Below are 26,890 nucleotides of genomic sequence, written 5' to 3'. Positions count from 1 at the left end.
GGAGACCCTGAACACGACCCCTATGATGGACGTCATGCGCATCGGAGCACACGTCCGCGACAGCACCGACCCTCTCGGTACCGCCGAGGCGCTCGGCGTCGATCTCGTCCAGATGTTTCTCACCGATCCGCAGAAGTGGAACAAGCTCGAACCACACCCGCAGGGCGAGGCTCTGTTGACCGGCTCGGTCGATGTGGTGGTGCACTCGTCGTACGTGCTCAACGTCGCGAGCTTGAACAATCGGATTCGTATCCCGTCCAGGAAGGCCGTCGTCGAGCAGGCGGCTGCTGCAGCCGAGATCGGGGCCATCGGGTTGGTCGTCCACGGCGGCCACGTCCGCGAGGGCGAGGACACCGCCAAGGGAATCGACAACTGGCGCAAGCTCTTCGAGCGTCAGGCCGAGCAGGGCGGCTTCGCGGTGCCGATCTTCGTCGAGAACACCGCGGGTGGGGATTCGGCGATGGCGCGCCACTTCGACGACATCGCCCGGCTCTGGGATGCGATCGGCGAGTTCGGTGCCGGCTTCTGCCTCGACACCTGCCATGCGTGGGCCGGGGGCGAGGATCTCGTCGACGTCGTCGACCGCATCAAGGCCATCACCGGACGAATCGACCTGGTGCACCTGAACAACTCGCGCGACGAGTTCGACTCGGCCAGGGACCGACACGCGAACCTCGGCACCGGAACCATCGACGCCGAGATCTTGACCGCCGTCGCCTTGGCCGCCGACGCGCCGGTGATTCTCGAGACGCCGCCCGAGGGCATCGAGGACGACGTCAGGCTGCTGAAGAGCCTGTAGCGGCGGCTGCCATCGTTGTCAGGTGGTGGACGGCTACCGACCACAGTCGGATCAGCTCGTCGACACCCTGCAGTTCGCCGGCCCAGCTGACCCGTGCCGCCGCGGTACCGGCGTCCGTGACGGCAATCCTGACATCGATCGCGTACCCGTCCTTCGGCTCCGCCGATGTGTGGTCACGCACGATGATCTGCGCCCCGGCACGTGAGGCGAGCGCTGGATAGTTGCGGGTGAGCGCGTAGTCGCGGCCGCCGTTCGGCACCGAGTCCAGTTTCCTGGAGACATTGTCGACGAGGTTCTTGCAGTGCGCGGGCACGGCGAGCGCGTCGGTGTGGACGGCGGGGAGGCGAACCGGGTGCACTTCGTTCGTGGCGTCGAGGTCCAGATCCACCAGGACGCCGGCCGACGAGCCACGGCGATTGTTCCTCTGCCACGTACATACCGCCGACCCGAGCGCCGCGAGCAGAAGAGCGTGGGGTCGGTGATGGTACTGGGGAAGCTCGTGCGTCACCGAAGCCTGCTCGGAACGACCCGATGCCGATCGGGCGTCGAGCAGAGGCCGCTCGGCGGGGGTCAACACGGCAACCCAGTACGGAACCTGTTCGGCGACCTCGGTGCACAGGGTGCGTCCGAGCTGAGCTGGGCTGATGGTCTCCCCGCCCGAGAGTCCCTGTCGCGCGACTCTCAGCGGTGCGAACACGGTCACGCCGACGAACCCCACTTCCGGTGCAGATTGTCCTAGCCTTACCTAATTCTCTCAGGCTAGCTCGAGCCGGAATCGGGTGCCAGCACACCCCGGTGCGGATCGGTGGCGCGCAGCATCGGAATGCCGGGGGAGACCGGCAGGGTTCCGGTCTCCAGGTCGTCGAGCAGCCCTTCGGACCAGACCAACAAGCCGCTGACGTCGACACTGTGCGGTGGGTCGGCTTCGAAGCCGATCAAGCGATCGTGTCCCTGTCGAAGCAGCGACGCGGCACCGATGCGATTACCGCGCAGGAGGTGCGTCAGCCCGACGGCGAGTTGGGCGAGACCCTGCCACAGCGGACGCTCGTCGGTCGGGCAGCTCTTCCACGTTCCTTCGAGTACTTCGTGTGCGTGGAACGGCATGTTCGCGTCGAGGAATTTCTGCGCCTCGACGAGAGCTGCGCCGGGCGGAAGTCGTACGTCGTCGGGCACGCGTGGGATTCCGCTTCCGCCGCGGGCGAGTGGCCGCCCGAGACCGTCGCGAGGCCTGGCATTGAGAGGTTTACCGCGCGCATCGCGCTCGCGTTCGGTCATGGCGGTCACCCTAGTGGGTAGGCGCTGCTCCCTCGGCAGGTTGCCGCGCGGACGACCGCGCGGTGATGACGCCCAGGGCGATCAGTGCTGCAGCGGACGTCACGACCATCGTTGTGGACACTGCCACCGCATCGTTTCCGAGTGCGCCGACGATGGGCGCGACGATGGCACCGAGACCGAACTGCGCAGCTCCGAGAAGTGCGGCAGCACCACCAGCGGCCTCGCCGTGCCGGGACAGGGCGAGTGCAGGCGCGTTGGGCATCACGAATCCGACGGCCCCCAGCACGAACCACAGCGGGACGACGAATCCCGCCATACCGCCGGTCCCGGTCACCGCCAACGCCACCATGACTCCGCCGGCGACGACGCCGAACGACAGTGCCGACAGGACGATCTGTACCGGTGCGAAGCGTCCGAGCAGCAGGACGTTGAGCTGGGATGCACCGATCAGGGAAATCGCGCCTGCAGCGAAGACGATCGCGAACTGCTGCTCGTCGAGGCCGAACTCCTCCTGCAGCACGAACGACGACCCGGCCACGTAGGCGAACAGCGACGACATCGCCAGTGCGGCGACCAGGACGAGTACGACGAACTGGGCATCACGCAGCAGCGAACGGTAGGTACGCAACACCGGCATGACGCCACTGGCGCGACGACGCTCGGGTGGCAGGGTCTCGCGCAGCGACACGATCGCCAACGTCAACAGGCCGACGCCCAGGATCGCCAGCGCAGCGAAGACGAGACGCCATGATCCGACCAGCAGCACGGCACCGCCGAGCGACGGAGCCAGCACGGGCGCGACGCCCATGACGAGCATCAGACGCGACAGCACGGTGGCGGCAGCGCGGCCGGTGAACAGATCGCGCACGATGGCCATCGCCACTACCGCTGCCGCCGCAGCTCCGAGACCCTGCACGACGCGTAAGCCACCGAGCACGGCGATGTTCGGGGCCACGATGCAGGCCACGGAAGCGAGGATGTGCACGCCGGTACCGACGATCAGGGGAAGCCGTCGCCCGACGATGTCCGACAGCGGACCGATGACGAGTTGGCCGAGGGCGAGCCCGACCAACGTGCCGGCAAGCGTGAGCTGCACGGCGGACGACGGAGTGTTCAGGTCGTCGGCGATGGCCGGTAGAGCCGGCAGGTACATGTCGATGGTCAGCGGACCGAGGGCGATGAGCGCGCCGAGTACGAGGATCACCCGCAGGCGCTCCCGCGACGTCGGCTCGGTTACCGGAGCCGAGGTGTCGGTCACCGGTGTGTTGGTTACGACTGTGTCCGTAGAAGACGTGTTCGATGCTGGGGCCACCCGAAGGTCAGCAACCGGGGAACTCGTTCTGTTCCTGGTTGCTGACTACAACTTTCGTGTTCTATGCCACGGCGTCGGACAGAACCGTCAGTTTCTCGACTTCCTGACTGGTCAGAGCCAAGGCCGGTGCGTCGAGCAGGGCGGGCAGCTGAGAAATCTTGCTCGCACTGGCAATGGGCGCCGTGATGCCCGGACGAGCCAGCAGCCAGGCCAGAGCAACGCTCGAAATCTCCGCGGATCGCGATTCGGCGATCTCACGCAGACCCTGCACCACATCGAGCCCGGCATCGGAGAAGTATCCCGTGGTCAGCCGCTCGCGCTGTTTGCCGGCCAGGTCCTCGCGGGTGCGGTACTTGCCCGTCAGGAATCCGGCGGCGAGGGAGAAGTAGGGAAACACGCCGAGGTCGTGATCGACGGCCAGCTTCTGCAGTTCGCCCTCGTAGTCGCGGCGGGCGACCAGGTTGTAGTGCGGTTGCAGCGCGATCGGAGCGGCGAACCCGTTCTCCTTCGCCAGTTCGACCCACTCGCGCACCCGCGCCGGGGTGTAGTTCGAGATGGCGACATAGCGAACCTTGCCTGCCGTGACCAACTCGTCGAACGCGGCGAGGGACTCCACCAGCGGGGTCTTGTCGTCGTCGTAGTGCGCGTAGTAGACGTCGATGCGGTCGGTCTGCAACCGAGTCAACGATGCGTCGGCGGCCGCTCGGATGTTGTCCGGGGCCAGCCCGCGAAAGTCGGGATGCTGGCTGACCTTGGTGGCGATGACCACGTCGTCGCGGTTGCCACGAGCGTTGGTCCACTTGCCGATGATCGTCTCCGACTCGCCGCCGGAGTTGCCGTCGGCAAAGGCCGAGTACGAGTCGGCGGTGTCGACGAAGTTGCCTCCGCCGGCGGTGAAGGCGTCGAGAATCTCGAAGGACGCAGCCTCGTCGCTGGTCCAGCCGAAGGTGTTCCCGCCGAGGGCGAGCGGAAAGATGTCGAGGTCGGACGTGCCGATGGCAACCACGAAGTACTCCTTACGTTGGCGAACAACTCGACTCTACGAGCAGCCGAGGGCTCAGTGCCACGTGTGATCCACCAGAGCGGTTCGCGGACCGAACTTCGGCTTGGTGGCCTTCCCGCTCAGATACAGCAAGCGAATTGCGCGATGTCGATGCGGAGCCAGGGGCCGCAGGTACTCGACCATTTCGGCGTCGTCGATGGGCCTGCCCAACAGCGACCAACCCACCACCGCAGCCAGGTGATAGTCGCCGACCGACAACGCGTCGGGGTCCCCCAGGGCGCGCTGCGCGGTCTCTGCCGCGGTCCAGATGCCGACGCCCGGGATTGCCCGCAGCCTGCGTTGCGCATCCTCGGGTGTCATCGTCGACGCCTCCTCCAGGCGTCCGGCCGCTTGCGCGGCGCGGACGATGGTCTTCGACCGGGCCGGGTCGACGTTGGCGCGGTGGTACTCCCACGAGGGGATACGACGCCACACGTCGGGTGTGGGGAAGACGAACATCGGCTTGGGAGTCGGCCCCGGTGCGCTCTCGCCGAACTTGCTCACCAGATACCGCCACGAACCGAACGCCGAAATGCCGTGTACACGTTGCTCGATGATCGCCGGGATCAACGCCTCGAGAACCAGGTCGGTTCGGCCGAGACGCAGGTGCGGCAGCTGCCGGTGTGCCTCTCGCAGAATCGGGTGCTCCGGTACGAATGTGCTGGCGTCGTCGCCGTGGCCGAGCAGCGCGGGCACCGCGTCCAGCAGTTCGAGTGCGCCGGGGCCCCATGCTCGGGCCTGGACGCTGGTCGGCGACGCTTGGGTCAGACGGTAGGTCACCGGACCCGACTTCATCCTCGACGTGCGCCAGATTCCGCCGTCCGGCGTCGACTCGTAGGTGGGATCGCCGCGGCCCCGACGCAACGGCGACAGCGACATCCGCACGTCGAGCCGCTTCTCGGAGGTGACGACGCGTACGGTTCCGCTCGACCCGGTGGCGTCGGACATTGCGGTTCGTCACCTCCCGGACTGTCAGGACCAGCGTCGACGGTGTATCTCTGGCAGAGCCCAGTCAACACCTTCGGCGGAGTCGACGGGAAATATCGTGTACCCGGACAAGGAGGACAACCGTGACTCGATCGAGGGCAGCATCGTTCGTCGGGGTCGCATTCGCGTTCGTCGTCGCGATGATGGGCACGACGATGCCGACGCCGCTCTACGCGTTGTACGAGGTCGAATTCGGGTTCTCCGTCTTCGTCGTCACATTGGTGTTCGCCGCGTACGCCGTAGGCGTGCTCGGGGCACTGTTGGCCTTCGGTCGCTGGTCCGATTCGCTCGGTCGGCGTCCGATGTTGCTGGCGGCCATCGCCTTCGGTCTCGTCAGTGCCGTGGTGTTCGTGACCGCGGACTCATTGACGGCCCTGGTGATCGGGCGCGTGCTGTCCGGTGTCTCGGCCGGGATCTTCGTGGGTACCGCCACGGTGACCCTGCTCGAACTGGTTCCCGACGCGTGGCGTGATCGGGCTCCGGCGATCGCCACGGCCGCCAATATCGGAGGTCTGGGTCTCGGGCCGCTGGTGGCAGGTCTGTTGGTGGAATACCTGCCGCAGCCCTTGCGGCTGACGTTCTTCGTCGACATCGCGCTGCTTCTCGTGGCTGCAGCGGCGGTGTACTTCGCGCCCGAAACCGTCCGAGTCGTCGCCGGTGCGCGTCCGCACGTGCAGCGTCTGTCCGTTCCCGTGGAGGTGCGCGGCACGTTCTTGCGCGCTGCGGTGGGTGGTTTCGCAGGGTTCGCGGTACTGGGATTGTTCACCGCCGTCTCGCCGGGATTCATTGCCGGTGTGCTGGGGATCGACAATCACGCCATCACAGGTGTGGTGGTGTTCGCCGTCTTCGCCGCGTCCGCGACCGCCCAGATCACGCTGCGCGCAGCCGATCCCACCTCGGCTCAGCGCTGGGGATGCCTGGTCTTGGTGTTCGGTCTGGTTCTGCTTGCCGCGTCGTTGCTGTTGACGTCTCTGATCGTGTTGGTGTGCGCGGCGCTGCTCTGCGGAATCGGGCAGGGCGTGACGTTCAGCAACGGGATGGCCGCGATCGGTGCGCAGCTTCCGCCGCACCGGCGCGCCGAAGTGACCTCTACCTTCTTCGTCGTGCTCTACGTTGCGATTTCGGTCCCGGTGATCGGAGCCGGGGCTGCGGCGACGGAGTGGGGACTGGTGACTGCGGGGCTGGTGTTCTCGGCGCTGATCGCGGCGCTGGCAGCGGTGGCGTTCGTGCTGCTCACCCTCGACGGCCGAAAGGCCACGGGTACCGGCACGTCGTGACCAGGTTCGCCGAGATCGGTTCTCGGCACAGCGCAGACGGCCGCCAAGTAACTCGATGTTCTCGAGCGAGTCACCCGGAGTTTGTCGGTGGCCCGACGTAGGGTCTGAGACCGTGATCATCGTGAGTACGGACGGCTCGTGTCTGCGTAACCCCGGCGGAGCAATCGGGTGGGCGTGGGTCAATCACACGGGGCCGAGCAACTCCGGTGGTGAGCCCTCGGGCACCAACCAGGTAGCCGAGCTCCGTGCCCTGCTCGAGGCAGTTCTGGCTCACCCCGGCCCCGAACCGCTGTTGATCGAGTCCGATTCTCAGTACGCAATCAAGTGTGCGTCCGAGTGGCTCGCCGGCTGGAAGCGCAAGGGTTGGAAGACGGCGAGCGGCACTCCGGTACGCAACCTCGAGCTCGTGCAGAACATCGAGCGGGCCATCACCGACCGTGAAGGGCCCGTACGGTTCCGATGGGTCCGTGGACACGTCGGCAATCATTTCAACGAAGCAGCCGACGCCTTGGCGGGCGAAGCTGCCAGGGCAATCGCAGCAGCGGGAGCCAACGCGGGATCCAAGACGGCCGCGCCTGCCGAGACCGTGCCCGCTGAGGCCGTGCCTGCCGAGACCGTGCCCGCTGTGACCCAGCGTCCCACGAGCGCAGCTCCGCGGTCGTCGGAGCCGGAGATCGCGACGCTGTTCTGACGGTTGTGCTCGGCAGTCAGCCGCGAGGTTTCATGCGGGCGTTCGGAAGTTCGGGCGCATGGAGCCGCGGCCCGGGATAGCCCTCGACTGTGCCGAACTGGCCATTCTCGGCCTCGTAGGCCGCTCGATACTCGACGACGTCTTCGTGACTGCGGCCGACGAAGTTCCACCACATCACGATCTGCTCGCCGAACGGCGGGCCGCCCAGAAGCAGGAACCGAACCGGCTCCTGCGTCGAATTGTGCAGGTGCAGCTCGTGTTCACCGGGTTCGACATAACCCAGTTCGGCAGCGCTCAGATCGGCGTCGGCCAGGGTCACCGATCCTCGGTCGACGATGATCCCGTGCTCGAACGTCGGGTCGACTTCGAGAGTGACCCGCGCGCCGGCGTCGAGCATCATCTCTGCCCCGAGCAGTGGGGTGTACGTCGACACCGGCGAGGTCTCGCCGAGCACGGTGCCGAGGAACACCCGGGCGGCGAGTCCGGGTGCAGTGACCGGTTCGGGCACGTAGTGCTCGAATGTCGGTGCAACAAAACGGGATACGGCCGGAAGGGCGACCCACAACTGCATGCCGTGCAGGATGTCGGTCTGCGGGGTGGAGACCTCGGAGTGACTGATGCCATGCCCGGCCGTCATCAGGTTCAGTTCGCCGGGCCGGACCATGGCATGCGAACCCACACTGTCGCGGTGCTCGATCTCGCCCGAGAACAGCCAGCTGACCGTCTGCAGTCCGGTGTGCGGGTGCGGTGCGACGTCCATGCGCGAGCGTTCGGGGCCGTAGTGATCGGCGAAACACCAGGCACCGATGAGGGATCGGTCCTTGTGGGGCAGGGTGCGTCGAACCTTCATGGCGCGGGGACCGCCGAGTGGAACTTCGCGAGGGGTGAGGACCTGGATCATGTGTGCTCCCGGATGTCGGTCTGGGCGAGTCTGAGCTTGGTGCACAGACTGTGGAGTGTCTTCAGCTCGTCGGCATTCAAAGCATCGCCGACGTAGCGTCTGATGCGGGCGGCGTGTTTCCGTCCGATCGTCGTCTGCACGTGTGCTCCCGCATCGGTCAGGCAGATGACCGTCCCGCGTTTGTCCGACGGATCGGGTTCTCGGGCAACGTAACCCAACGCTGCGAGGCGGTCGCACATCCGACTGAGCGACGGTTGGCTGAGCAGGATCTCGTCGTTGAGTTCGTGCAATCGGAGTCTGTGATTCGGACTGGCACTCAGGGTGAACAACACGTCGTACTCACGCATGCCGATCGGATCCCAGATGTCGTCGGCCGTGAACCGGCGCATCAGGGCGACCTGGGAGCGAAACAGAGCCTCCCAGGCCTCGATCGACAACTCTGTGTCAGACGGCAACAGCTGCTTCTTTCTCCGCCAGCATCGACGCGTGAGTCGGGGGATTCTCCGGAACACCCTCGGGGCGTCGGGCAGCGAATTCCTTCCGCAGTACCGGCACCACGTCCTCGCCCAGGATGTCGAGCTGTTCGAGCACGGTCTTCAACGGCAGACCCGCGTGGTCCATCAGGAACAGTTGACGCTGGTAGTCGCCGAAGTAGTCCGCGAATGCGAGCGTCTTCTCGATCACCTGCTGCGGAGATCCGACCGTCAGCGGCGTCTGCTCGGTGAAGTCCTCCATCGTGGGACCGTGGCCGTAGACGGGTGCGTTGTCGAAATACGGCCGGAACTCGGTCACCGCGTCCTGGCTGTTCTTGCGCATGAACACCTGACCGCCGAGTCCCACGATGGCCTGGTCGGCACGGCCGTGGCCGTAGTGCTCGTAGCGTTCCCGGTAGAGATCGATGAGCTGGATGTAGTGCTCCTTCGGCCAGAAGATGTTGTTCGCGAAGAAACCGTCACCGTGATACGCGGCGATCTCTGCGATCTCCGGGCTGCGGATCGACCCGTGCCAGACGAACGGCGCAATGCCGTCGAGTGGACGCGGCGTCGAGGTGAACCCGTCGAGCGGGGTGCGGAAGTTGCCCTTCCAGCTCACGACGTCCTCGGTCCACAGTCGTCGGAGCAGCTGGTAGTTCTCCAGCGCCAGCGGAATTCCCTGACGGATGTCCTGGCCGAACCACGGGTAGACCGGACCGGTGTTGCCGCGACCCATGATGAGGTCGACGCGTCCCTCGGAGAGATGCTGGAGCATCGCGTAGTCCTCGGCGATCTTCACCGGGTCGTTGGTGGTGATCAGCGTGGTCGACGTGGACAGAATCAGCTTCTCGGTCCGGGCCGCGATGTAGCCGAGCATCGTTGTGGGCGACGACGGCACGAACGGCGGGTTGTGGTGCTCGCCGGTGGCGAAAACGTCGAGGCCCACTTCTTCGGCATGTTCGGCGATGGTGACCATCGAGCGGATGCGCTCGTGTTCGGTGGGCGTCACACCTGTCGTGGGGTCGGTCGTGACGTCTCCGACTGTGAAAATTCCGAACTGCACGTGCGCTCCTACCGAACAAAGTTCATGCGTTTGCATCGACTAAGCCGTACAACCGATTCGCGGTCCGGGCTATTCCGCGTCGATTACCGGACGAGCGACGCGGTTCCGCCGAGCGAACGCACGTCGTACGACTCGGCAGCGCCGTGCTGCTCGGAGGACCCGCCGTGCACGGTGTAGAGCACTGCGTAAGAGGTGAACGTGACGTCTTGGCCGTCATCCGTATCGATGTTGACACGCGGCAGAACGATGAGTAGGTGGGTCCGGTTGCCGTCCGAGAGAGTCTTCACGAGGGTGCGCACCTCGAATCCCAGATCGGAGCGGGTGACGTCCGTGGATTCCAGCGTCTCACCACTGAGGACGAGCTGCGCCGCCCAGACGCCGGCGGATCGATGGGCGTCGACGGTTCCGGTGATGTCGTCGCCACTGAACTCGTAGTGGTTCGCTGCTGTGAAAGGCATGGTCACAGGCTATGCCCGGGCGGGTGAAAAAACTTCGAAAGAATTTCCCATCCGATACCCATCCACCCGGTGACGGGCCCCGAATGGTCAATGAGACACCCGCTGCTGCTGTCGCCCCCGACCGCCGTCAGTAGTGGGTGTCTCCCTTAATTTGTGGGTCCGTCTCGGCCTGACTCTTTCCCTAGCATCGACGTCATGGCGTTTCGCATCGTTCCCGTCACGGCTGAGTCCTGGCCGCTGTTCCGCGCTCTTCGGCTCGAGATGTTGGCAGACTCGCCGAAGGCGTTCGTCGAGACTCTCGATGCTGCGTCGCGGCAATCGGATGACGACTGGCAGCGGCGAGCCGCCGAAACCAATTCTGCGTTCTCGTGTGGCTTCGCCGCGGTGGACGACGCGGGTCGGTGGGTAGGGATCATGCGGGCGCGGGTCGAAGACGGTAGGACATTTCTGCTGGGCGTCTACGTGACGCCCCTCCTCCGCGGCGAAGGCCTCGCCGAAGCCTTGCTGCACGAAATCGAGCGTTGGGCCGGCGAACGCGGGCATGACCAGCTGACGCTCGAGGTACACGAGCACAATCGACGCGCCCAAGCCTTCTATCGGCGCAGGGGATTCAGCGCTACCGGTGACAGAGTTCCCTACCCCTTGGCTCCCCATGAGCACGAAGTCGTGATGATCAAACCACTTGGGGCGCGACCACAGACCCGTTGATGACGGGCGCGGCAGGGAGAATCGCTCGCGGCGAAGAGCTACTGCGAGCCGGTGATCCGGACGCCGTCCGCCGCGCACTGGCGTGACGGAGAACCCAATTCGCTGAGCCTGCTGACCAATCGATCGGTGTCGAGACCGGTGCGTCCGGCGGCGAATCCATGCAGCGGGACAAGAGCGTGGAAGTCGGTACGTACGTCCCGGTCGTAGAGTACATCCACGAGATTCGCGAAGCGCTGAGCGGCGAATTCGTCCACACTCGCAAGAGCCGGAACATCTGTGATCGTCAGAGTCGTTGCCGTCTCGATCAAGTGGATGTAGTCACCCGTCGAACGAGCGGCGCAACACAACTCGGCAAACGTGTGCCCGCGCCGCGCAGGTTGCAGACTCCAACTCCCCGACGCGAATCGCGACCCGCTCGTCCCGGCGGCTCGGTAGTCGACGGGACCGTCGACACAGACCACGTCGAGTTCTTCTTTCAGCTTTTCGATCGTCGGAAGGAACGTCGGGTGAAACAGTGGATTCGGCAGCAACTCGTCCGGTGCGTAGTTCGAGGTGACGACCAGGACGACGCCGCGTGCGAAGAGGGCGTCGAGCATGCGCGTGATGAGGCGGGCATCGCCGATGTCGTGGACGTGGAATTCGTCGAAGCACAGCAGTGATGCAGGAGACGATTCTGTCGACAGGATGTCGTCGATGGCCGCGTCGATCGAGAAGTTGCGGCGAAAGTACGCCGCGTGCAGGTCACGGAAGAAGCTGTGGAAATGGACGCGCTTCTTGGCCGTGCCGTCGACGTTGTCGAAATAGGTGTCGAGCAGCCAGGTCTTGCCGCGTCCGACAGGCCCCCACAGATAAAGGCCCTTCGTGCCGGGCACGGACAGCGCGTCAGCTGCGGCGGCCTGGGCGTCGTCCAGGATGAAGTCGGTGTCGAAGGTGCATCGTGGTGCAGTCGGCCTCATGAACCGAACCGTACTCCGACATGCTCTACATTTGTAGAGTGGGTGTGTAGGCTCACGCCCATGGATCGTCGAACCGCCATCGCCGACGCCGCGCTCGGCGTCGTTGCTCGCGACGGCCTGCGCGCGCTGACCCACCGCGCGATCGACTCGACGCTCGACTACCCGGCAGGGTCCACGTCGTACTACTTCCGAACCAAGTCCGATCTGCTCGCTGCGGTGGCCGCCAGACTGGTCGAGCTGTCGCACGCGTCGTTCGTGGACATTGCCGACAACGAGACCGATGTGGCCACGGTGGTGGGGCAGTACCTCCACCGTGCGCTCACTCATCGCATGACCGAGCTGCGGGCTCGTTACGCCCTGATGCTCGATCCTGCTGTTGCGCAGGATGTTCGGGATGTCCTGGCCCGCTCGTTCTTTTCGCTCGAACTGGCCCGTGAACTGTTCGACGAACCCGCCCACGGCGACGGACTCGTCTCGCTGTGCGAGGGCTTGATTGCCGACGTGGTGTTCGGTCGTCGGACATCGAAAGACATTGCAGCGCTGAGACTGCCGATCGCGGTCTACCTCGCGGGTGCCGGGCGTTCACTGCGCGGGAACTCGATGGACACCGACCTCCCGTAGTCTCGCCGACCATGCGATTCGGTAGATACATGGCGGTGTCATGCGTTTCGGCTCTGGTTCTGGCCGGGTGCGGGACCGAATCGACCGCAGACCCGGCATTGACGGAAGGTGGCGCGGCGCCACTCGGCTCGTTCGACCTGCAGGCGCACCGCGGCGGTCTCGGCTTGGTCACCGAGAGCACGATCGAATCGTTCGGCAACGCATTGCAACTGGGGGTGAACACCCTCGAATTGGACACGCAGATCACCGAGGACGGCGTCGCGATCGTCACGCATGACCGCAAGGTGTCCGACAAGAAGTGCATCGACACCGGTGCATCCATGCCGGGAGACCCGGACTTTCCGTACGTCGGAAAGTTCGTCAACACACTGACTCTCGCGCAGATCCGCACACTGAATTGCGGTGCGTTGCCGCTCGCGGACTACCCGGAGCAACGACGCGTGCCCGGTGCTCGCATGCCGACGCTCACCGAGGTGCTGGATCTGGTGAAGTCGGTCGACGCGCCGGACGTGAAGCTGAACGTCGAAACCAAGGTCGAGGCAGGCAGCCCTACCGAAACCGCTCCACGCGAGCAGTTCGTCGACACAGTGCTGGGGACGATCAGGGAAGCAGACATGCTGGACCGGATCACTGTGCAGAGCTTCGACTGGGGCGCGCTGAAACTGGTCCGAGACGCCGCGCCCGAGGTGCCGGTGGTTGCGCTGACCAACGGTGACTTCTTGCAGGTGGGCCAGGAGGGCTCGTCACCCTGGCTCGGCGGAATCGACATCGACGATTTCGGCGGGGACGCGATTGCCGCGATCGACTCGTTCGGAGCGTCCGCCTACTCGCCGGTGCAGGGAAACCCGCAGAGCGGCAAGGTCGGTGACCCAGACTTCGAGCTCTTCGTCACCCAGGCAATGGTCGATTCAGCCCACGTCCGCGGAATCCGGGTGATCCCGTGGACAGTCGACGACCCCGACACGATGCGTGCCTTGATGGACCTGGGCGTCGACGGTCTGATCACCGACTATCCCGACCGCGTACGCACTGTCATGAGCGAGCGCGGACTTCCGCTGCCCGAACCCGCGCGGTAACGGCGCGGCTGGAGGATCAGAGTGGGTAGCCGACTCCGGTCAACTTCTCGCTGACGTCCCACAGCTTTGCCGCGAGTGCGGGATCCTGCGCCATGCGAGTCATCGACGCCGGGCCCGGCTTGCCGCGTGACTCGAACAGCGATGTGGGGCCGCTGTAGGTGCCGCCGCCTGCGACGTCGACGGCATAGATCGTGGGAAGTGCTCCGGCACGGGCGGATTGCGAGATGAACTTCAGTCCGATGGGTGCCAGTGCCGCCAGGATCTTGTTGCTGCCCAAGCCGTCCGGGCTCGAGTACAGCTCGGTCGAGGAGATGCCGGGGTGCGCAGCATTGCTGGTCACCTTGGATCCGGCCTTGTCGATCCGACGCTGCAATTCCAGCGCGAACAAGATGTTCGCGAGCTTGGAGTTCGCGTACCCACGCTGAGCGCTGTAGCCCCGCTCGAGCTGGAGATTGTCGAAGTCGATCTTGGGGCGCTGACGGTGCGCGACGGACGCGATGGTGGTGATCTTCGCGTAGTCGGCGAGCTTGGGAAACAGTAGGCCGGTCAGGGCGAAGTGGCCGAGGTGATTGGTGCCGAGCTGAAGCTCGAATCCGTCCTCGGTCTCGGTCCGCGAGGCCGGCATCATGACGCCTGCATTGTTGATCAGTACGTCGATCGACTCGGGAGCCGACGCGGCATATTCCCTCACCGAGGCCAGGTCGGCGAGATTCAGGGTCGCCGTGTCGACGGTTCCGTTCGGTGCCTCCGCTCGGATCTTCGCGGCTGCGGACTCGGCTTTTTCCTGGTTACGGCAGGCGAGCGTCACGTGGTCGCCACGGTTCGCGAACTCCAAGGCGGTGAAATAGCCGATACCGGTGTTCGCTCCGGTGATGACAACGCGTCTCTGCTTGGTTTCAGGCACGGCGCCAGGCTACCGGTCTGCTTTAGGATGCGCCCGTGAGCACAGCAGAAACCGATGAACATCCGGCCTTTCCGAAGGGGACCGGAAATCCTGCGTCTCGGGCGTTCCGCGCGGCGGGCTACCTGTGCCTGGACGACCTCGCAGGTGTGTCGGCGGCCGAGTTGAGAAAACTGCACGGTGTAGGTCCGAAGGCGCTCACGGTCGTCCAAGCAGCATTGGAGCAGACCGGTAGATCACTCGGCTGATGGTCAGGCCCAGTGACTCGGACGGGTCAGGGATTCGGGTAGCCGTGTTGCTCGGTCACCCCGTGCGGCGTTGATCTGGAACTGCGTGGCATAGATGCTGCCGCGCAGGTCTGCGCCTCTGAGGTCGGCACCGCGAAGATCCGCACCGATCACGTCCGCCAGTCGCAGGTCGGCCCCGCGCAGGTCGGCTCCGATGAGGTAGGTGCCGCGCAAGCTTGCGCCGCGCAGATCGGCACCGGCGAGCTTCGCGCCGATCATGTCGCGTCCGCGGTAGTTCGTCTTCTTGCCCACGACCTCGGCGCGCACCTGGTCGCCGGCATCGAGCAGCACGTCGTTGATTCGCGAGCGCAGGACGGAGATGTCGACCGACATCAGGATCTCGGGAGTCGCCGACGTGAGCGCATCCAGCTCGTCGTACTCGCTGCTCAGCCGGGTGTGCAGGCTTTCGGTCGACGTCCGGCCACGCGCATCCGCCAGATACCAGAGCAGCTCGTGCAGATCACGCATCACCGGAAAGACCGCGAACATCTCCGACGCGTTCGACGGCTGCTGCCGCCAGTCACGTCCCTCGAACGTGGACTGCGACACCTTCTGGCCCGCACCGAAGCAGTCGTACACCGTGCACCCGGGGAAACCCTTCTCCCGGAGCGACGAGTGAATGCCGCACCGCGAGTCCTCCAGGAGGTTGCGGCACGGCTCCCCTGCGGCCTTGTCCATTGCGAAATCCGATGACTTCGCGAAGGGCAGAGCGACGCAACAGAGCCCGAAACAACTGCCGCAATCGGCCAGCAAGTTCTCGCTCGGGGCAGCCATGGTTCCACTGTGTCCCTCGGCGTGTGTCAGCGTCAAACGAGATTCACTCGGGTAGATCGAGTAATGCGACGAGCTTCTTCGGTGCCCGGTTGCAATAACTCTCGGTGATCAGCTCGCCGAGTTCCACGCGGTCCACGGAACCGTCGAGTTTCATGCCGATGATCTCGGGTCCCCAACCCGGAGCGAAGAAGCCGTCCCGCTTCGACAATGCGTCGAGTTCGATTCCGCGAGAACGGAAGATGAGGACATGGGCTGGGCCGTCGGTGCCTGCGGCCTTCGCGAATGCCGGCGGAGTACCGTCGCGAATCTCGAGCAGGTGGGCAAACGTGCGACCGCGTATCCGCCAGCGCTCACCGACCCAGGCCTGCTCCTCGTACGTCTCGGGCAGCGCCAAGCACATTCGACGGACTGTGGCATCCCAGCTCATCGCCCTCTCCTTTACTGCGACATACCGGGCTACAGTATTTCAGCGGGGTAGCTGGACGCACAGCAATCCAGGAGGTCGAGCGCGTTGGAACCAGGGTTCGACGACGTGGTGTCCGCGCTGCGCGCTGCCGGGTGTGTGTTCGCCGAGGAGGAAGCACGCATCCTCGTCGAGTCCGCCTCGAACCCGGCAGAGCTCGCCCACCTGCTGGGGCGACGCGTCGCCGGTGAACCGCTCGAGCACGTCGTCGGGTGGGTGTGGTTCTGTGGTCGACGCATCGCCGTCGAACCGGGTGTGTTCGTTCCCCGCCGCCGCACCGAATTCCTCGTGGAATGCGCTGCAGCACTGCATCCTTCGACGCTCCTCGACCTGTGTTGTGGTTCCGGTGCGATCGGCCTGTCGGTTCCGGGTGTCACCGAGTTGCATGCGGCCGATGTCGACGCCGCTGCGGTGGAGTGCGCCGAACGCAACCTGGAGGCCGTCGGAGGAACGGTGCACCGCGGCGACCTGTTCGACGCGCTGCCGCCGGAGCTGCACGGCAGATTCGACGCGATAGTCGTCAACGCCCCGTACGTCCCCACGGGCGAGATCGAGCTGATGCCGAGAGAGGCGCGACTTCACGAGCCGCACATCGCACTCGACGGCGGCGAGGACGGTGCTCGTCTCCATCGGCGGGTTGCGGCGCACGCCCACGAGTGGCTGGCTCCGCACGGCAGTCTGCTCATCGAAACCAGTGCCCTGCTGGCGAATTCGACGTTCGAGGCCATCCACGAGGCCGGGTTCACGGCCGGTATCAGCGAATCCGAGATGTTCGACGCCGTTGTGGTGATCGGTTCGACAAGCGAGTAGTGGTCCACATCGTGTTTCGATAGTGGGTCTTGGTGGCATGCGTCGATCATGACTACTTTGCTGTTCGCGGTAACCGCTGCCGACCACTGGACATTGAACGACGGAAGCAAGCACCCCACCGGGTACTGGGCCGAAGAGCTCGTCGAATCCCACCGCACGTTCGTCGACGCAGGATGGGACGTCACGGTGGCCACGCCGGGCGGCAAGGCGCCGGTCGTCGACGAGGGCAGCCTGGCGGTCGACGCCAACGGCGGTGACGAGCAGAAGGTGGCGGATCAGAAGAGCTACCTCGCGTCCATCGAGTCCATTCTGTCCTCCCCCGCAGTTCTGGAGGAGCAGAAGGCGTCGGACTTCGATGTCGTGTTCGTTCCCGGCGGTCACGGACCGATGGAGGATCTCGCCGTGTCCGAGAGCTTCGGCGCGCTGGTGGTCGACTTCCTCGACGCCGACAAGGTGGTGTCCGCGGTGTGCCACGCGCCGGCGGCCCTGCTTCCTGCCGTGCGTTCCGATGGATCCTGGGCGTTCGACGGGTACGAGCTCACCGGCTTCACCGACGAGGAGGAGACCCAGGCCGGGCTCGCAGACAAGGCCCCGTGGCTCCTGGAAACCCGGTTGCGTGAGAACGGTGCGAAGTTCGAGAACGCCGACGCATGGTCGCCGCATGTGGTCGTCGACCGGAACCTCTACACCGGCCAGAACCCGGCCTCGACGCGTCCGCTCGCGGAGAAGCTGGTCAGCGCGCTGAAGTAGTCGCCCTGATGTGAAGACGGTGGCGGCCGGTGTTCTGCCCACGGAGAACACCGGCCAGCAGCGGGAACATCACTACTGCTTTCGAAGTTGAGTCCCGATAGCTCAATCTTTGGAGGAGAAGTGACCGAAACCGTTCGTGTCCCCGTACTGTTCCTGACCGACCCGATAGTCCTGCCCGGAATGGTGGTGCCCGTCGAACTCGACGAGGCCGCGCGCGCCGCCGTCGATGCGGCGAAGGCGAGCAATGACGGCACGCTGCTCGTCGCACCCCGTCTGGAAGACCGCTATGCCGCGTACGGAGTCCTCGCGACGATCGTGCAGATGGGCCGCCTGGCCGACGGGCGACCGGCCGCCGTCATCAAGGCCACGCGCCGCGCGCACATCGGCCACGGAGTCAGCGGTCCCGGTGCCTCCCTGTGGGTCGAGGCCGAGACCGTCGCAGACGTGGCCGCGAGTGATGACCTCAAAGCCCTTGCGGCCGAGTACAAACAGCTCGTCGTGGCGATGCTGCAACGCCGAGACGCCTGGCAGGTGATCGACTCGGTCAACAAGCTCACGGATCCGAGTGCCATCGCCGACACGGCCGGTTACGCGTCCTACCTCACCGACGTGCAGAAGCGTGACCTTCTCGAAACCCCGGATGTGGCAACGCGTCTGGATTCGCTGATCGAGTGGACCAAGGCCCATCTCGCCGAGGTCGAGGTGAACGACAAGATCTCCGGCGACGTACGCGAGGGGATGGAGAAGACCCAGAAGGAATTCCTGCTCCGGCAGCAGCTGGCCGCCATTCGCAAGGAACTCGGCGAGGACGAGCCCGACGGTGCCGACGACTATCGTGGCCGCGTCGAGGCCGCCGACCTGCCCGAGAAGGTGCGCGAACAGGCGCTCCGCGAGGTCGGCAAGCTGGAGCGCGCCAGTGATCAGAGTCCGGAATCGGGCTGGATCCGTACCTGGCTCGACACCGTGCTCGACCTACCGTGGAACAACACCACGACCGACAACACCGACATCGATTCTGCGCGTGCCGTCCTCGACGCGGATCATCACGGACTCGACGATGTGAAGGATCGGATCGTGGAGTACCTGGCGGTCCGTGCGCGACGCTCCGAACGTGGCCTGCAGTCCGTCGGTGGGCGCGGATCCGGTGCCGTCATGGTGCTCGCGGGCCCACCCGGGGTAGGCAAGACCTCGCTCGGCGAGTCCGTCGCACGTGCGCTCGGCCGTACCTTCGTGCGCGTCGCTCTCGGTGGAGTTCGAGACGAGGCCGAGATCCGTGGGCACCGTCGCACCTACGTCGGCGCACTGCCGGGCCGAATCGTGCGGGCCATCGGTGAGGCGGGATCGATGAATCCCGTTGTGCTGCTGGACGAGATCGACAAGGTCGGTTCGGACTACCGCGGCGACCCGAGTGCCGCACTGCTCGAGGTGCTGGACCCGGCGCAGAACCACACGTTCCGTGATCACTACCTCGATCTGGATCTCGACCTGTCCGACGTGGTGTTCCTCGCCACGGCCAATGTGATCGATCAGATTCCCGGCCCGTTGCTCGATCGCATGGAACTGGTGACCATCGACGGATACACCGAGGACGACAAGGTCGTCATTGCGCGGAACTACCTGCTTCCCCGTCAGATGGACAGGGCTGCAGTCACGTCCGAGGAGGTCACGGTGACCGACGCCGCACTGCGCAAGATCGCTGCCGACTACACCCGCGAGCCCGGGGTGCGGCAGCTGGAGCGGTTGTTGGCAAAGGCCCTACGTAAGGTGGCGACGAAACTCGCGGGTACCGCCGACGTTCTGCAGATCGACGAGCCGGATCTGGTGACCTACCTCGGTCGTCCACGCTTCACGCCCGAGGCGCACGAGCGAACGGAAGTGCCAGGTGTGGCAACGGGTCTGGCGGTCACCGGACTCGGCGGCGATGTGCTGTTCATCGAGGCGGCCTCGACCGACGGCGATCCCGGATTGAAGCTCACCGGTCAGTTGGGCGATGTGATGAAGGAATCCGCGCAGATCGCGCTGTCCTATGTGCGTTCGCACGCAGCACAATTCGGCGTCACGCCCGAATCGCTCGATCGCAGCATTCACGTGCACGTTCCGGCGGGCGCGGTGCCGAAGGACGGCCCGTCGGCAGGGGTGACCATGGTGACGGCATTGGTGTCGATGGCCACCGGACGGCCGGTGCGATCGGATGTCGGCATGACCGGTGAGGTCACGTTGAACGGTCGAGTGCTGCCGATCGGCGGGGTGAAGCAGAAGTTGCTCGCTGCGCAACGAGCGGGGCTGAAGACGGTGTTCATTCCGGCTCGCAACGAACCGGATCTGGACGACGTGCCCGCAGAAGTGCTGGAAGCGTTGGACGTCCGTCCGATGACCGATGTCGCCGACATCCTGGCGCTCGCGCTGGAACCGGTGGCAGCGTCCGCGGCGGCTTGATCGTGGCGACGGGAGCCGCGCTTGACCTCGAGCTATGTCGAGGTTCTACCGTGATGACATGAGATCGACGACATGAGGGTGATGACATGAGGGTGCTGGCATGAGTATGGAGATGACCGCCTGGAACCAGATGTATCGGTCGATGAACAGGCCCGATACCCAGTCGTCGTTCTCGAAGGAGACAGCCCGCAGGATCCTGACGTTCGCGGCACCGCATCGTCGCGCTCTCGGCGGGTTCCTGGTGCTGAGCGTGGCCTCCGCTGTTCTCGCGGTGGCCACGCCGGTACTGGCAGGCCGGGTGGTGAACGCCATCGTCGACGGGCGCGAGCTGCGCGTGGTGGTGCTGCTGGCAATCGCCATCGCGGCGATCGCTCTGGTGGACGCCGTGGTCGGTCTGATCAATCGGTGGCTCTCGGCGAACATCGGCGAAAGCTTGATCCTGGATCTGCGGACCGCGGTGTTCGACCACGTCCAGCGCATGCCGATCGCCTTCTTCACGCGAACGCGTACCGGTGCGCTGGTGAGCCGGCTCAACAACGACGTGATCGGAGCGCAGCGTGCATTCAGCACCACGCTGTCCGGGGTCGTCAGCAACCTGGTGACGTTGGCGCTGACGTTGGTGGTCATGATCGGAATTTCCTGGCAGATCACGCTTCTCGCACTGATTCTGCTGCCGGTGTTCGTGCTTCCCGCGCGACGAATGGGTCGACGCCTCGCTCGGCTGCAGCGTGAAGCGGCAGCGCACAATTCGGCGATGAGCACGCAGATGACCGAGCGATTCTCGGCTCCTGGAGCGACGCTGGTGAAGCTGTTCGGTCATCCCGAGCAGGAATCGGTCGAGTTCGCGGTACGCGCCCGGCGCGTGCGCGACATCGGCGTTCGCAGTGCCATGGTGCAAACGGTGTTCGTGACGGCACTGACGCTGGTCTCGGCGCTGGCTCTGGCCGTGGTGTACGGCTTGGGCGGCTTCTATGCCCTCCGGGGGTCACTCGACCCGGGTTCGGTTGTGGCACTGTCACTTCTGCTTGCGCGGCTCTACTCTCCCCTGACCGCGCTGGCGAGCGCGCGCGTCGAAGTGATGAGCGCACTGGTGAGTTTCGAGCGGGTCTTCGAGGTGCTCGATCTCGTTCCGCTCATCACCGACAAGCCCGATGCGAAGACCCTGCCGGCGGGGCCGGTGGCCGTCGAACTCGACGATGTCCGGTTCGCGTACCCCTCGGCGGACAAGGTTTCGCTCGCCTCGCTGGAAGAGGTGGCGACCTTGGATTCGCGCGGCGGAGAACAGGTTCTGCACGGTGTGTCGTTCCGCGCCGAGCCGGGCCAGATGGTGGCGTTGGTCGGGACCTCCGGTGCCGGCAAGTCCACGATTGCCCAGATGATTGCCCGCCTGTACGACGTCGACGGCGGCGCTGTCCGCCTCGGCGGTATCGACGTGCGAGATCTGACGGCCGAATCAGTCCGCGGCACAGTCGGTATGGTGACCCAGGACGGTCACCTGTTCCACGAGAGCATCCGGTCCAACCTGTTGTTGCCCAGGCCCGATGCCACCGACGACGAAGTGTGGGATGCCCTGTCGAGGGCGCGGCTCGCTGATCTCGTACGCTCCTTGCCCGACGGCCTGGACACGGTCGTCGGTGAGCGTGGATACCGGCTCTCCGGTGGTGAGCGTCAGCGCCTGACGATCGCGCGGTTGCTGATCGCGCAGCCACGGGTCGTCATTCTCGACGAGGCCACGGCGTCACTGGATTCCACGTCCGAGGCCGCGGTGCAGGCGGCGCTGGCCGAGGCGTTGGAAGGGAAGACCTCGGTGGTGATCGCGCACCGACTGTCGACCATCAGGGCAGCCGACGTGATCCTGGTGATCGAGGACGGACGAATCGCCGAGCGAGGCACGCACGACGAGCTCCTCGCGGCGGGAGGCCGCTACGAGGAGCTGCATCGGACGCAGTTCGCTCAGTCGGGCAGGTCGGACCAGGCATTTCAGGGCGCCGGCACCACTGTGGACGGGTCGTCGTCGGTTGCCGCGGCGAGCATCGGGGTGAATCCGTCGATTGCGTAGTCCAGCGACAGCGGGCTCGAATAGCCAAGAGCCGAGGGCAGATCCGTGCTGAACGAGCCGATGTAGACCGTTCGATCCTGCTTCACGACGTCGAGGGCCGCGATCAGTGGGTTCGCCTGGAGTTGCTCGCGGCTCTGGCCGGCGATGACGAGTACGTCGGTATCGAGACGCCCGAGGTTCTCGGGACTTATCGTCTCGGATGCGTCGGGAATCTCGAAGCCGAGGTCGGTGAAGAACAGCGCCCGGATGTCGTCTTTGCCGAGCAGTAGGTAGCTGCCGTCGTCCATGACGAACGCGAGAGACAGTGACTTGCCGGTGAACTGGGGGTTCTCGGCCTCGGTGGTGGCGAACTTCTGCTCGAGCGTGGCCGTCTGGTCCTGGGCTTCCTGACTCTTGCCGAGGGCTTTGCCGACGACCGCGAACTCCTCTTGCCAGGTTGCCGCGGGCACGTTGTCGTAGCCGCCGATGTCGGCGATCGTCGGAGCCATTCCCGAAAGTTGGTCGTACTGACCCTGATCGATGAAGGAGTACGGCCCGAGGATCAGATCGGGTGCCTGCGCGGCGATCTGTTCGAGGTTGAGGTCGGTGCTGCCGACCTCGGGAATCTCGGTGCCGCCCAGTGCCTCCTGGGCCCACGGGCGCTGGCGGTAGTCGTAGCTCAGGTTGCCGCGCGTCGCCACAGGCTTGACTCCGAGAGCGAGCGTGAAGTCCTGCTCGTTGAACCCGATCGTCACTACGCGGGTGGGCTCGGCGTCGACGACCGTCTCACCGAAATGGTGCTCGATGGTGACGGGAAAGCCCGCCTCGCTTCCGGAGTCACCGGATGTGGCGGTTGTGTTGTCGGACGAACAGCCGACCGCCAGTGCCAGAACTGAGGCACCGGCGGCGACGAGCTGTACAGACTTCTTCATGTGATCTCCTCGCGCGGTAACTGAGCGAGGTTAGCCTAACCGACCTATCAAGGCTTCGATCACGTGCCATAGGTCGGTGGTGCGATCAGCAGTTGGTCGTGGCCGGCACACCCGCGAATCGCTGGTCGATCCATTCGAGGGCTTGCGGCAGGCCCAGTACTGCAGCGGTCAGGTGATCGTTGCTGGGCACCTTGACCTCGGTCACCAGCACCCCGGCGCGGCAGTATCGGGCGATCGTGTTGTCGATTGCGCTGACCGGGATCAACGCGTCGGTGGGGCTGTGCCACTCGAAATACGGGGCCTTCGGCACTCCGGGATACAACTCGACGCTGTTCTCGTTGACGGCGGCGATCATCTCCGGGCTGTTCATCAGGTCCAGCGTGCCGGCGACCTCCATGGCACTCTTGCCTGCGCCCGCGGCGATGATGTCGTTGGTGCACCCGTTCTGGATCTTGCTCTCGATCTCCTTACCCACCGGGTTGAGCTGAGAGCTGATCGGGATGCGGGTGGGGTACTCGCGTTCGATACCGAGCGCGGCCGCAAACGCGAGGCCGAACATGGGGTGCGGGGCGAAACCGAGATCGCGGGCCATGCGCTCGAGGTTCATCGGAGCGCCACCGTTCGCGCTGCCGACGATGTTCAGCTCGGGTGCGTAATCGTTCTGCAACGCCGCCGCCCATGCCGTGGCCATGCCGCCGCCGGAGTAGCCGGCCAACGCAACCGGGCTCTGCTGAACCTGGATGGGCTCGAAGCGCTGAGTGGCGCGAATGCTGTCGAGCACGATCTGCCCGCCGAGCTTGGCGGCACCGTAGGCGCTTCTCGGTCCGAGGTGATCGGCGATGACGACAGTCCAGCCGCGCTGCAGGACAGCGTTCAGTGCCGGTGCCTCGCGAATCGCCAAATTGGGGTCATTGGACCAGAGTGCTTGTGAAGGTGCACATTCGAGACCGAGTGCATTGATGATGTGTTGGTAAGAAAGCAATGGGCCGTTGGGCGCTTTGTTATGCGGAACCATAATCGTATTGATTGCAGCAATGGGATCACCCGCCGAGTCGGTCGAGCGGAACTTCAGCTGCCACACGTCGATATCGAAGAATCCGGGCGGCGGGGGCATGGGTCGGCTGGAGATCACATCGCCCGGTTGGAGGGCGTCCAGATCCGCAGGCGGCGCACCGAACCCGTCCGCGATGGGGGTCGGCATCAGTGGCTCCGCCGCCGCCTGACCTGCGCCGACGACCGACGAACACAGCAGTGCTACCGCCGTCATTCCGGCAGCGCCTGCCAATTTGAGAACCCGCATGTGTTAAACCCCTCCGTGCCTGAATCGAAACGACGCGCGTTCCGATGATCCGGCAAGCCCCCGTAGAGCCGGCCCGCAAATCGGTATAGCTGTCAGAGCGTGACTCGTTACGCTCCCCCCGGAAACGATAGGACGAACGGTACGCACTCGGACATTCTATGGCAACAGAAGAACGGTCTCCGTGCCGGTTTCTCTCGAAAGTGCCGAACGTCGTGTCGGGCGTGACGGTATCGCTATTCGGGAGCGACGTCCTCGGGTGCCTTGTCGGGGCGCAGACCGCGCCAACTCGGATGCCGTAGATGACCCGATTCGGTCGATTCGTAGAACCGGACCTCGCCGACGAGAGTCGGTTCCACCCACACCGCACCGTTCCTGTCGGCGGTGGGCAGCGCCGAAGAGAAGGGACTGTCCGACGTCTCGAGAGGCGTGAGAAGGGCGGCGAGAGTGTCGAGTGCGCGATCGTCGAACCCGGTCCCGACGCGACCCACGTAGCGGAGGCCGTGGCCGTCGGGGATCCCCATCAACAACGAGCCGAACCCGCCCGCGCGACGACCCTGGCCCCGACGCCACCCACCGATCACGACTTCCTGCGTCCGCCAGTTCTTGTGTTTGATCCACGTGTGGGCGCGCTTGCCGGGTTGGTAGACGGAGTCGGTTCGCTTGGCGACGACGCCCTCCCACCCACGTTCTCGGCTTTCGGCGACGGCATCCGCGGCGGAGCCGGTCAGTTGCGGAGGCACCAGCACCGAGTCGAGTCCGGTGGTGAGAAGCTCGAGCAGCCGTCGTCGATCGGAGTACTTCTTACGCAGCAGTGAGGTGCCGTCGAGGTAGAGCAGATCGAAGGCGATGAAACGGATGTCGTCACGGTTCGCGTTCTGCAGCATCTCGAAGCTGCTGATGCCGTTGTCGTCGAACACGACGACCTCTCCGTCGACGACGGCATCGTGGTCGGAAAGGTCGTCCGCCAGAGATTGGAGCGCACCGAACTTCTCGGTGTAGTCGTTGCCGCTGCGGGTGCGGAGCGTCATGGAACCGTGTGTGAGTTCTGCGACGATGCGGAACCCGTCCCACTTGCCCTCGAACGACCACTCGTCGTCGCCGAGACCCAGAATGTCGCCGGCGGTGGCGAGCATCGGCGAGATGTTCTTGGGTGGGGGATTCTCGGTTGTCGCGCCCTCGTTCGTTGCGCTGGGTGCGTCCTTCATCAGATGCATCAGCCACTGGTTGCCCTTGGTGCGAATCAGGGCGAACCTGCCGCGGGCCTTCGAACCGTTCAGGACGACGATGACTTCGTCGTCGCGCCATTTCTCGAGCTCGTAGGTTCCGCTGTCCCAGATCGATACGTCGCCACCGCCGTACTCGCCCTTCGGTATCCGACCGGAGAACGTCGCGTACTCGAGTGGGTGGTCCTCGGTGTGTACCGCCAGCCGGTTCTGCTTGGGATCGTCCGGGATGTTCTTGGGGACGGCCCACGAGACCAGGACGCCGTCGTGTTCGAGTCGGAAGTCGTAATGCAGGCGTCGGGCATGATGCTCTTGGATGACGAAGGTGTCGTTGTTGCCCTGCGGCTCGGCGGTCTCGGGCACCGGCTCGGGAGTTCGGTCGGCGCTCCGCATGCTGCGATACTCGTCGAGTTTGTCTGTGGTGGTGCCGCTTTGGGGTTGGTTCTCGTCCGAGTTCATGGCGGGATCCAGGTCGGCGAGTAGATCGCCGACATCGGTGAGGCGCTCGAGCACTTCCTCGAACCGAAGCTGTTGCAGGCCAGGCGCTTCCAGCTCGTCCCAGGTGCGAGGTGCCGCGACGGTGGGGAGTGCTCGCCCGCGGAGTGAGTACGGTGCGACCGTCGTCTTCTTGCCGTTGTTCTGGCTCCAGTCGACGAACACTCTCCCGGTGCGCTTCGCCTTTGCCATGGTGGCGGTCACCCGATCCGGCGAGCGCTCTTCGAGCAGCGTGGCAACACGTTTGGCGACGGTGGACGCGCCCGACGTCGACAGTGGCTTCTCGAGCGGAACGTACAGGTGAATTCCCTTGCTGCCGCTGGTGACCGGATATGCCGTCATGCCGATATCGCCGATCAGATCTCTTATCTCGCAGGCTACTTCGGCGCATCGGGCGAGGTCGACGTCATCACCGGGATCGAGATCGAAGACCATGCGGGTGGCGGGGCCGGGCTCGGTGCCGTCGAATCGCCACTGCGGCACATGGGCCTCGATGGCTGCCTGTTGGCCGAGCCACGCCAGATCGGCTGCGGTGGAGAACAGTGGGTAGGTGACCACACGATCCGAATGTTGCATCGACCGGCGATCGAGCCAGTCGGGTGCCGATGCTGCGAGGTTCTTCTCGAAGAACGAGGACTGGTCGACGCCGTTCGGCCAACGTTTGCGGGTCACGGCGCGGCCGACGAGGTGCGGCAGCATCGCATGCGCGGCGGCAACGTAGTACTCGATGATGTTGCCCTTGGTGGTGCCGGTGTCGGGGAACAGCACTTTGTCGAGGTTGGTGACGGAGACCTTCCGTCCTTCGATCTCGAGCGTGGCCATCGTCTCAGGTTAGTGGCCGA

Annotated in this window: 27 protein-coding genes; 11 read left to right on the top strand and 16 right to left on the bottom strand. The window is 65.1% G+C overall.

Annotated features, from left to right (window positions below):
• Positions 1–34: 34 nt before the first annotated feature.
• Positions 35–799 carry a deoxyribonuclease IV gene (locus CH286_RS07135; protein ID WP_037152447.1) on the top strand — a complete coding sequence of 255 codons (765 nt, stop codon included), beginning with the start codon at positions 35–37 and terminating at the stop codon, positions 797–799.
• Here CH286_RS07135 and CH286_RS07130 read toward each other — a convergent pair.
• From CH286_RS07130 to CH286_RS07110, 5 genes are all read right to left on the bottom strand, one after another.
• Entirely contained in the window at positions 777–1,502 is a 726-nt protein-coding gene (locus tag CH286_RS07130; RefSeq protein WP_141215810.1) for a hypothetical protein, read from the bottom strand. The two genes, CH286_RS07135 and CH286_RS07130, sit on opposite strands and share 23 nt — an antisense overlap.
• Before the next feature lie 56 nt (positions 1,503–1,558).
• Entirely contained in the window at positions 1,559–2,074 is a 516-nt protein-coding gene (locus CH286_RS07125; protein ID WP_052058574.1) for a DUF309 domain-containing protein, read from the bottom strand.
• 10 nt (positions 2,075–2,084) lie between these two features.
• Complete coding sequence (locus tag CH286_RS07120) at positions 2,085–3,332, bottom strand: multidrug effflux MFS transporter (protein ID WP_032402171.1); 1,248 nt, start codon at positions 3,330–3,332, stop codon at positions 2,085–2,087.
• A 115-nt stretch (positions 3,333–3,447) separates the two neighbouring features.
• Positions 3,448–4,392: an aldo/keto reductase gene (locus CH286_RS07115; protein WP_094608793.1), complete on the bottom strand. Its 945-nt coding sequence runs from the start codon at positions 4,390–4,392 to the stop codon at positions 3,448–3,450.
• A 51-nt stretch (positions 4,393–4,443) separates the two neighbouring features.
• Positions 4,444–5,376, bottom strand: a complete 933-nt coding sequence (locus CH286_RS07110; protein WP_032402169.1) for a DNA-3-methyladenine glycosylase family protein — start codon at positions 5,374–5,376, stop codon at positions 4,444–4,446.
• Positions 5,377–5,498: 122 nt separating this feature from the next.
• Here CH286_RS07110 and CH286_RS07105 point away from each other — a divergent pair, with 122 nt between their 5' ends.
• Both CH286_RS07105 and CH286_RS07100 read left to right on the top strand, forming a co-directional pair.
• Positions 5,499–6,692 (top strand): MFS transporter, encoded by a 1,194-nt coding sequence (locus CH286_RS07105; protein ID WP_094608792.1) that lies wholly within the window; start codon positions 5,499–5,501, stop codon positions 6,690–6,692.
• A gap of 112 nt (positions 6,693–6,804) precedes the next feature.
• The gene (locus CH286_RS07100) at positions 6,805–7,383 is read left to right on the top strand and encodes a ribonuclease H family protein (protein WP_094608791.1); all 579 of its coding nucleotides are present in this window, start codon (positions 6,805–6,807) and stop codon (positions 7,381–7,383) included.
• A gap of 16 nt (positions 7,384–7,399) precedes the next feature.
• Here the strand turns inward: CH286_RS07100 and CH286_RS07095 are convergent, their stop codons facing one another.
• The 4 genes from CH286_RS07095 to CH286_RS07080 all read right to left on the bottom strand — a co-directional run bounded on the left by CH286_RS07095 (position 7,400) and on the right by CH286_RS07080 (position 10,278).
• Positions 7,400–8,284, bottom strand: coding sequence for a pirin family protein (locus CH286_RS07095; RefSeq protein WP_094608790.1), 885 nt, complete (start codon positions 8,282–8,284; stop codon positions 7,400–7,402).
• Positions 8,281–8,739: a MarR family winged helix-turn-helix transcriptional regulator gene (locus tag CH286_RS07090; protein WP_032402165.1), complete on the bottom strand. Its 459-nt coding sequence runs from the start codon at positions 8,737–8,739 to the stop codon at positions 8,281–8,283. The genes CH286_RS07095 and CH286_RS07090 overlap by 4 nt, the downstream gene beginning before the upstream one ends.
• On the bottom strand, positions 8,729–9,820 hold the full coding sequence (locus CH286_RS07085) for an LLM class flavin-dependent oxidoreductase (RefSeq protein WP_094608789.1): 1,092 nt from the start codon (positions 9,818–9,820) through the stop codon (positions 8,729–8,731). Before CH286_RS07085 ends, CH286_RS07090 begins: the two co-directional genes overlap by 11 nt.
• Before the next feature lie 83 nt (positions 9,821–9,903).
• On the bottom strand, positions 9,904–10,278 hold the full coding sequence (locus CH286_RS07080; protein WP_141215809.1) for a hypothetical protein: 375 nt from the start codon (positions 10,276–10,278) through the stop codon (positions 9,904–9,906).
• A gap of 195 nt (positions 10,279–10,473) precedes the next feature.
• Between CH286_RS07080 and CH286_RS07075 the strand changes: the two genes are divergently transcribed.
• Positions 10,474–10,986 (top strand): GNAT family N-acetyltransferase, encoded by a 513-nt coding sequence (locus CH286_RS07075; protein ID WP_094608788.1) that lies wholly within the window; start codon positions 10,474–10,476, stop codon positions 10,984–10,986.
• 38 nt (positions 10,987–11,024) lie between these two features.
• Here CH286_RS07075 and zapE read toward each other — a convergent pair whose 3' ends face one another.
• Complete coding sequence (gene zapE, locus CH286_RS07070; RefSeq protein WP_094608787.1) at positions 11,025–11,942, bottom strand: cell division protein ZapE; 918 nt, start codon at positions 11,940–11,942, stop codon at positions 11,025–11,027.
• 60 nt (positions 11,943–12,002) lie between these two features.
• Here zapE and CH286_RS07065 point away from each other — a divergent pair, with 60 nt between their 5' ends.
• Together CH286_RS07065 and CH286_RS07060 are read left to right on the top strand one after the other, a co-directional pair.
• Entirely contained in the window at positions 12,003–12,563 is a 561-nt protein-coding gene (locus tag CH286_RS07065) for a TetR/AcrR family transcriptional regulator (protein WP_094608786.1), read from the top strand.
• 11 nt (positions 12,564–12,574) lie between these two features.
• Positions 12,575–13,639, top strand: coding sequence for a glycerophosphodiester phosphodiesterase family protein (locus tag CH286_RS07060; RefSeq protein WP_094608785.1), 1,065 nt, complete (start codon positions 12,575–12,577; stop codon positions 13,637–13,639).
• A 16-nt stretch (positions 13,640–13,655) separates the two neighbouring features.
• Here the strand turns inward: CH286_RS07060 and CH286_RS07055 are convergent, their stop codons facing one another.
• A complete protein-coding gene (locus tag CH286_RS07055; protein WP_094608784.1) occupies positions 13,656–14,543 on the bottom strand; it encodes an oxidoreductase in 888 nt (295 codons plus the stop codon).
• A 35-nt stretch (positions 14,544–14,578) separates the two neighbouring features.
• Here CH286_RS07055 and CH286_RS07050 point away from each other — a divergent pair, with 35 nt between their 5' ends.
• Complete coding sequence (locus CH286_RS07050; protein ID WP_032378562.1) at positions 14,579–14,788, top strand: DNA-binding protein; 210 nt, start codon at positions 14,579–14,581, stop codon at positions 14,786–14,788.
• A 3-nt stretch (positions 14,789–14,791) separates the two neighbouring features.
• Here the strand turns inward: CH286_RS07050 and CH286_RS07045 are convergent, their stop codons facing one another.
• Complete coding sequence (locus tag CH286_RS07045; protein ID WP_037152438.1) at positions 14,792–15,601, bottom strand: pentapeptide repeat-containing protein; 810 nt, start codon at positions 15,599–15,601, stop codon at positions 14,792–14,794.
• Positions 15,602–15,644: 43 nt separating this feature from the next.
• Complete coding sequence (locus tag CH286_RS07040; protein ID WP_094608783.1) at positions 15,645–16,028, bottom strand: MmcQ/YjbR family DNA-binding protein; 384 nt, start codon at positions 16,026–16,028, stop codon at positions 15,645–15,647.
• Positions 16,029–16,112: 84 nt separating this feature from the next.
• Between CH286_RS07040 and CH286_RS07035 the strand changes: the two genes are divergently transcribed.
• The 4 genes from CH286_RS07035 to CH286_RS07020 all read left to right on the top strand — a co-directional run bounded on the left by CH286_RS07035 (position 16,113) and on the right by CH286_RS07020 (position 22,119).
• Positions 16,113–16,874 carry a putative protein N(5)-glutamine methyltransferase gene (locus CH286_RS07035; protein WP_094608782.1) on the top strand — a complete coding sequence of 254 codons (762 nt, stop codon included), beginning with the start codon at positions 16,113–16,115 and terminating at the stop codon, positions 16,872–16,874.
• A 48-nt stretch (positions 16,875–16,922) separates the two neighbouring features.
• Complete coding sequence (locus CH286_RS07030) at positions 16,923–17,624, top strand: type 1 glutamine amidotransferase domain-containing protein (RefSeq protein ID WP_037151761.1); 702 nt, start codon at positions 16,923–16,925, stop codon at positions 17,622–17,624.
• 120 nt (positions 17,625–17,744) lie between these two features.
• On the top strand, positions 17,745–20,060 hold the full coding sequence (gene lon / locus CH286_RS07025; protein ID WP_094608781.1) for an endopeptidase La: 2,316 nt from the start codon (positions 17,745–17,747) through the stop codon (positions 20,058–20,060).
• Between the two features lie 100 nt (positions 20,061–20,160).
• Positions 20,161–22,119, top strand: coding sequence for an ABC transporter ATP-binding protein (locus CH286_RS07020; protein ID WP_176458172.1), 1,959 nt, complete (start codon positions 20,161–20,163; stop codon positions 22,117–22,119).
• Here CH286_RS07020 and CH286_RS07015 read toward each other — a convergent pair.
• From CH286_RS07015 to CH286_RS07005, 3 genes are all read right to left on the bottom strand, one after another.
• The gene (locus CH286_RS07015) at positions 22,041–23,030 is read right to left on the bottom strand and encodes an iron-siderophore ABC transporter substrate-binding protein (RefSeq protein ID WP_094608780.1); all 990 of its coding nucleotides are present in this window, start codon (positions 23,028–23,030) and stop codon (positions 22,041–22,043) included. The two genes, CH286_RS07020 and CH286_RS07015, sit on opposite strands and share 79 nt — an antisense overlap.
• Before the next feature lie 85 nt (positions 23,031–23,115).
• Positions 23,116–24,330, bottom strand: coding sequence for a lipase family protein (locus tag CH286_RS07010; protein ID WP_032402152.1), 1,215 nt, complete (start codon positions 24,328–24,330; stop codon positions 23,116–23,118).
• A 233-nt stretch (positions 24,331–24,563) separates the two neighbouring features.
• Positions 24,564–26,870: an ATP-dependent DNA ligase gene (locus tag CH286_RS07005; RefSeq protein ID WP_094608779.1), complete on the bottom strand. Its 2,307-nt coding sequence runs from the start codon at positions 26,868–26,870 to the stop codon at positions 24,564–24,566.
• Between the last annotated feature and the right edge of the window lie 20 nt (positions 26,871–26,890).

The sequence above is a fragment of the Rhodococcus sp. WWJCD1 genome (assembly GCF_002258735.1).
In the GTDB taxonomy this organism is placed as follows: domain Bacteria; phylum Actinomycetota; class Actinomycetes; order Mycobacteriales; family Mycobacteriaceae; genus Rhodococcoides.
This window is presented reverse-complemented; position numbering and strand designations above follow the sequence as displayed.

Excerpts from the sequence above, each read along its gene's own strand:
- CH286_RS07135 (WP_037152447.1), top strand. The coding sequence starts at position 35 with ATGCGCATCGGAGCACACGTCCGCGACAGCACCGACCCTCTCGGTACC.
- CH286_RS07125 (WP_052058574.1), bottom strand. The coding sequence starts at position 2,074 with ATGACCGAACGCGAGCGCGATGCGCGCGGTAAACCTCTCAATGCCAGG.
- CH286_RS07110 (WP_032402169.1), bottom strand. The coding sequence starts at position 5,376 with ATGTCCGACGCCACCGGGTCGAGCGGAACCGTACGCGTCGTCACCTCC.
- CH286_RS07095 (WP_094608790.1), bottom strand. The coding sequence starts at position 8,284 with ATGATCCAGGTCCTCACCCCTCGCGAAGTTCCACTCGGCGGTCCCCGC.
- CH286_RS07080 (WP_141215809.1), bottom strand. The coding sequence starts at position 10,278 with ATGCCTTTCACAGCAGCGAACCACTACGAGTTCAGTGGCGACGACATC.
- CH286_RS07075 (WP_094608788.1), top strand. The coding sequence starts at position 10,474 with ATGGCGTTTCGCATCGTTCCCGTCACGGCTGAGTCCTGGCCGCTGTTC.
- zapE (WP_094608787.1), bottom strand. The coding sequence starts at position 11,942 with ATGAGGCCGACTGCACCACGATGCACCTTCGACACCGACTTCATCCTG.
- CH286_RS07065 (WP_094608786.1), top strand. The coding sequence starts at position 12,003 with ATGGATCGTCGAACCGCCATCGCCGACGCCGCGCTCGGCGTCGTTGCT.
- CH286_RS07060 (WP_094608785.1), top strand. The coding sequence starts at position 12,575 with ATGCGATTCGGTAGATACATGGCGGTGTCATGCGTTTCGGCTCTGGTT.
- CH286_RS07045 (WP_037152438.1), bottom strand. The coding sequence starts at position 15,601 with ATGGCTGCCCCGAGCGAGAACTTGCTGGCCGATTGCGGCAGTTGTTTC.
- CH286_RS07040 (WP_094608783.1), bottom strand. The coding sequence starts at position 16,028 with ATGAGCTGGGATGCCACAGTCCGTCGAATGTGCTTGGCGCTGCCCGAG.
- CH286_RS07030 (WP_037151761.1), top strand. The coding sequence starts at position 16,923 with ATGACTACTTTGCTGTTCGCGGTAACCGCTGCCGACCACTGGACATTG.
- CH286_RS07020 (WP_176458172.1), top strand. The coding sequence starts at position 20,161 with ATGAGTATGGAGATGACCGCCTGGAACCAGATGTATCGGTCGATGAAC.
- CH286_RS07015 (WP_094608780.1), bottom strand. The coding sequence starts at position 23,030 with ATGAAGAAGTCTGTACAGCTCGTCGCCGCCGGTGCCTCAGTTCTGGCA.
- CH286_RS07010 (WP_032402152.1), bottom strand. The coding sequence starts at position 24,330 with ATGCGGGTTCTCAAATTGGCAGGCGCTGCCGGAATGACGGCGGTAGCA.
- CH286_RS07005 (WP_094608779.1), bottom strand. The coding sequence starts at position 26,870 with ATGGCCACGCTCGAGATCGAAGGACGGAAGGTCTCCGTCACCAACCTC.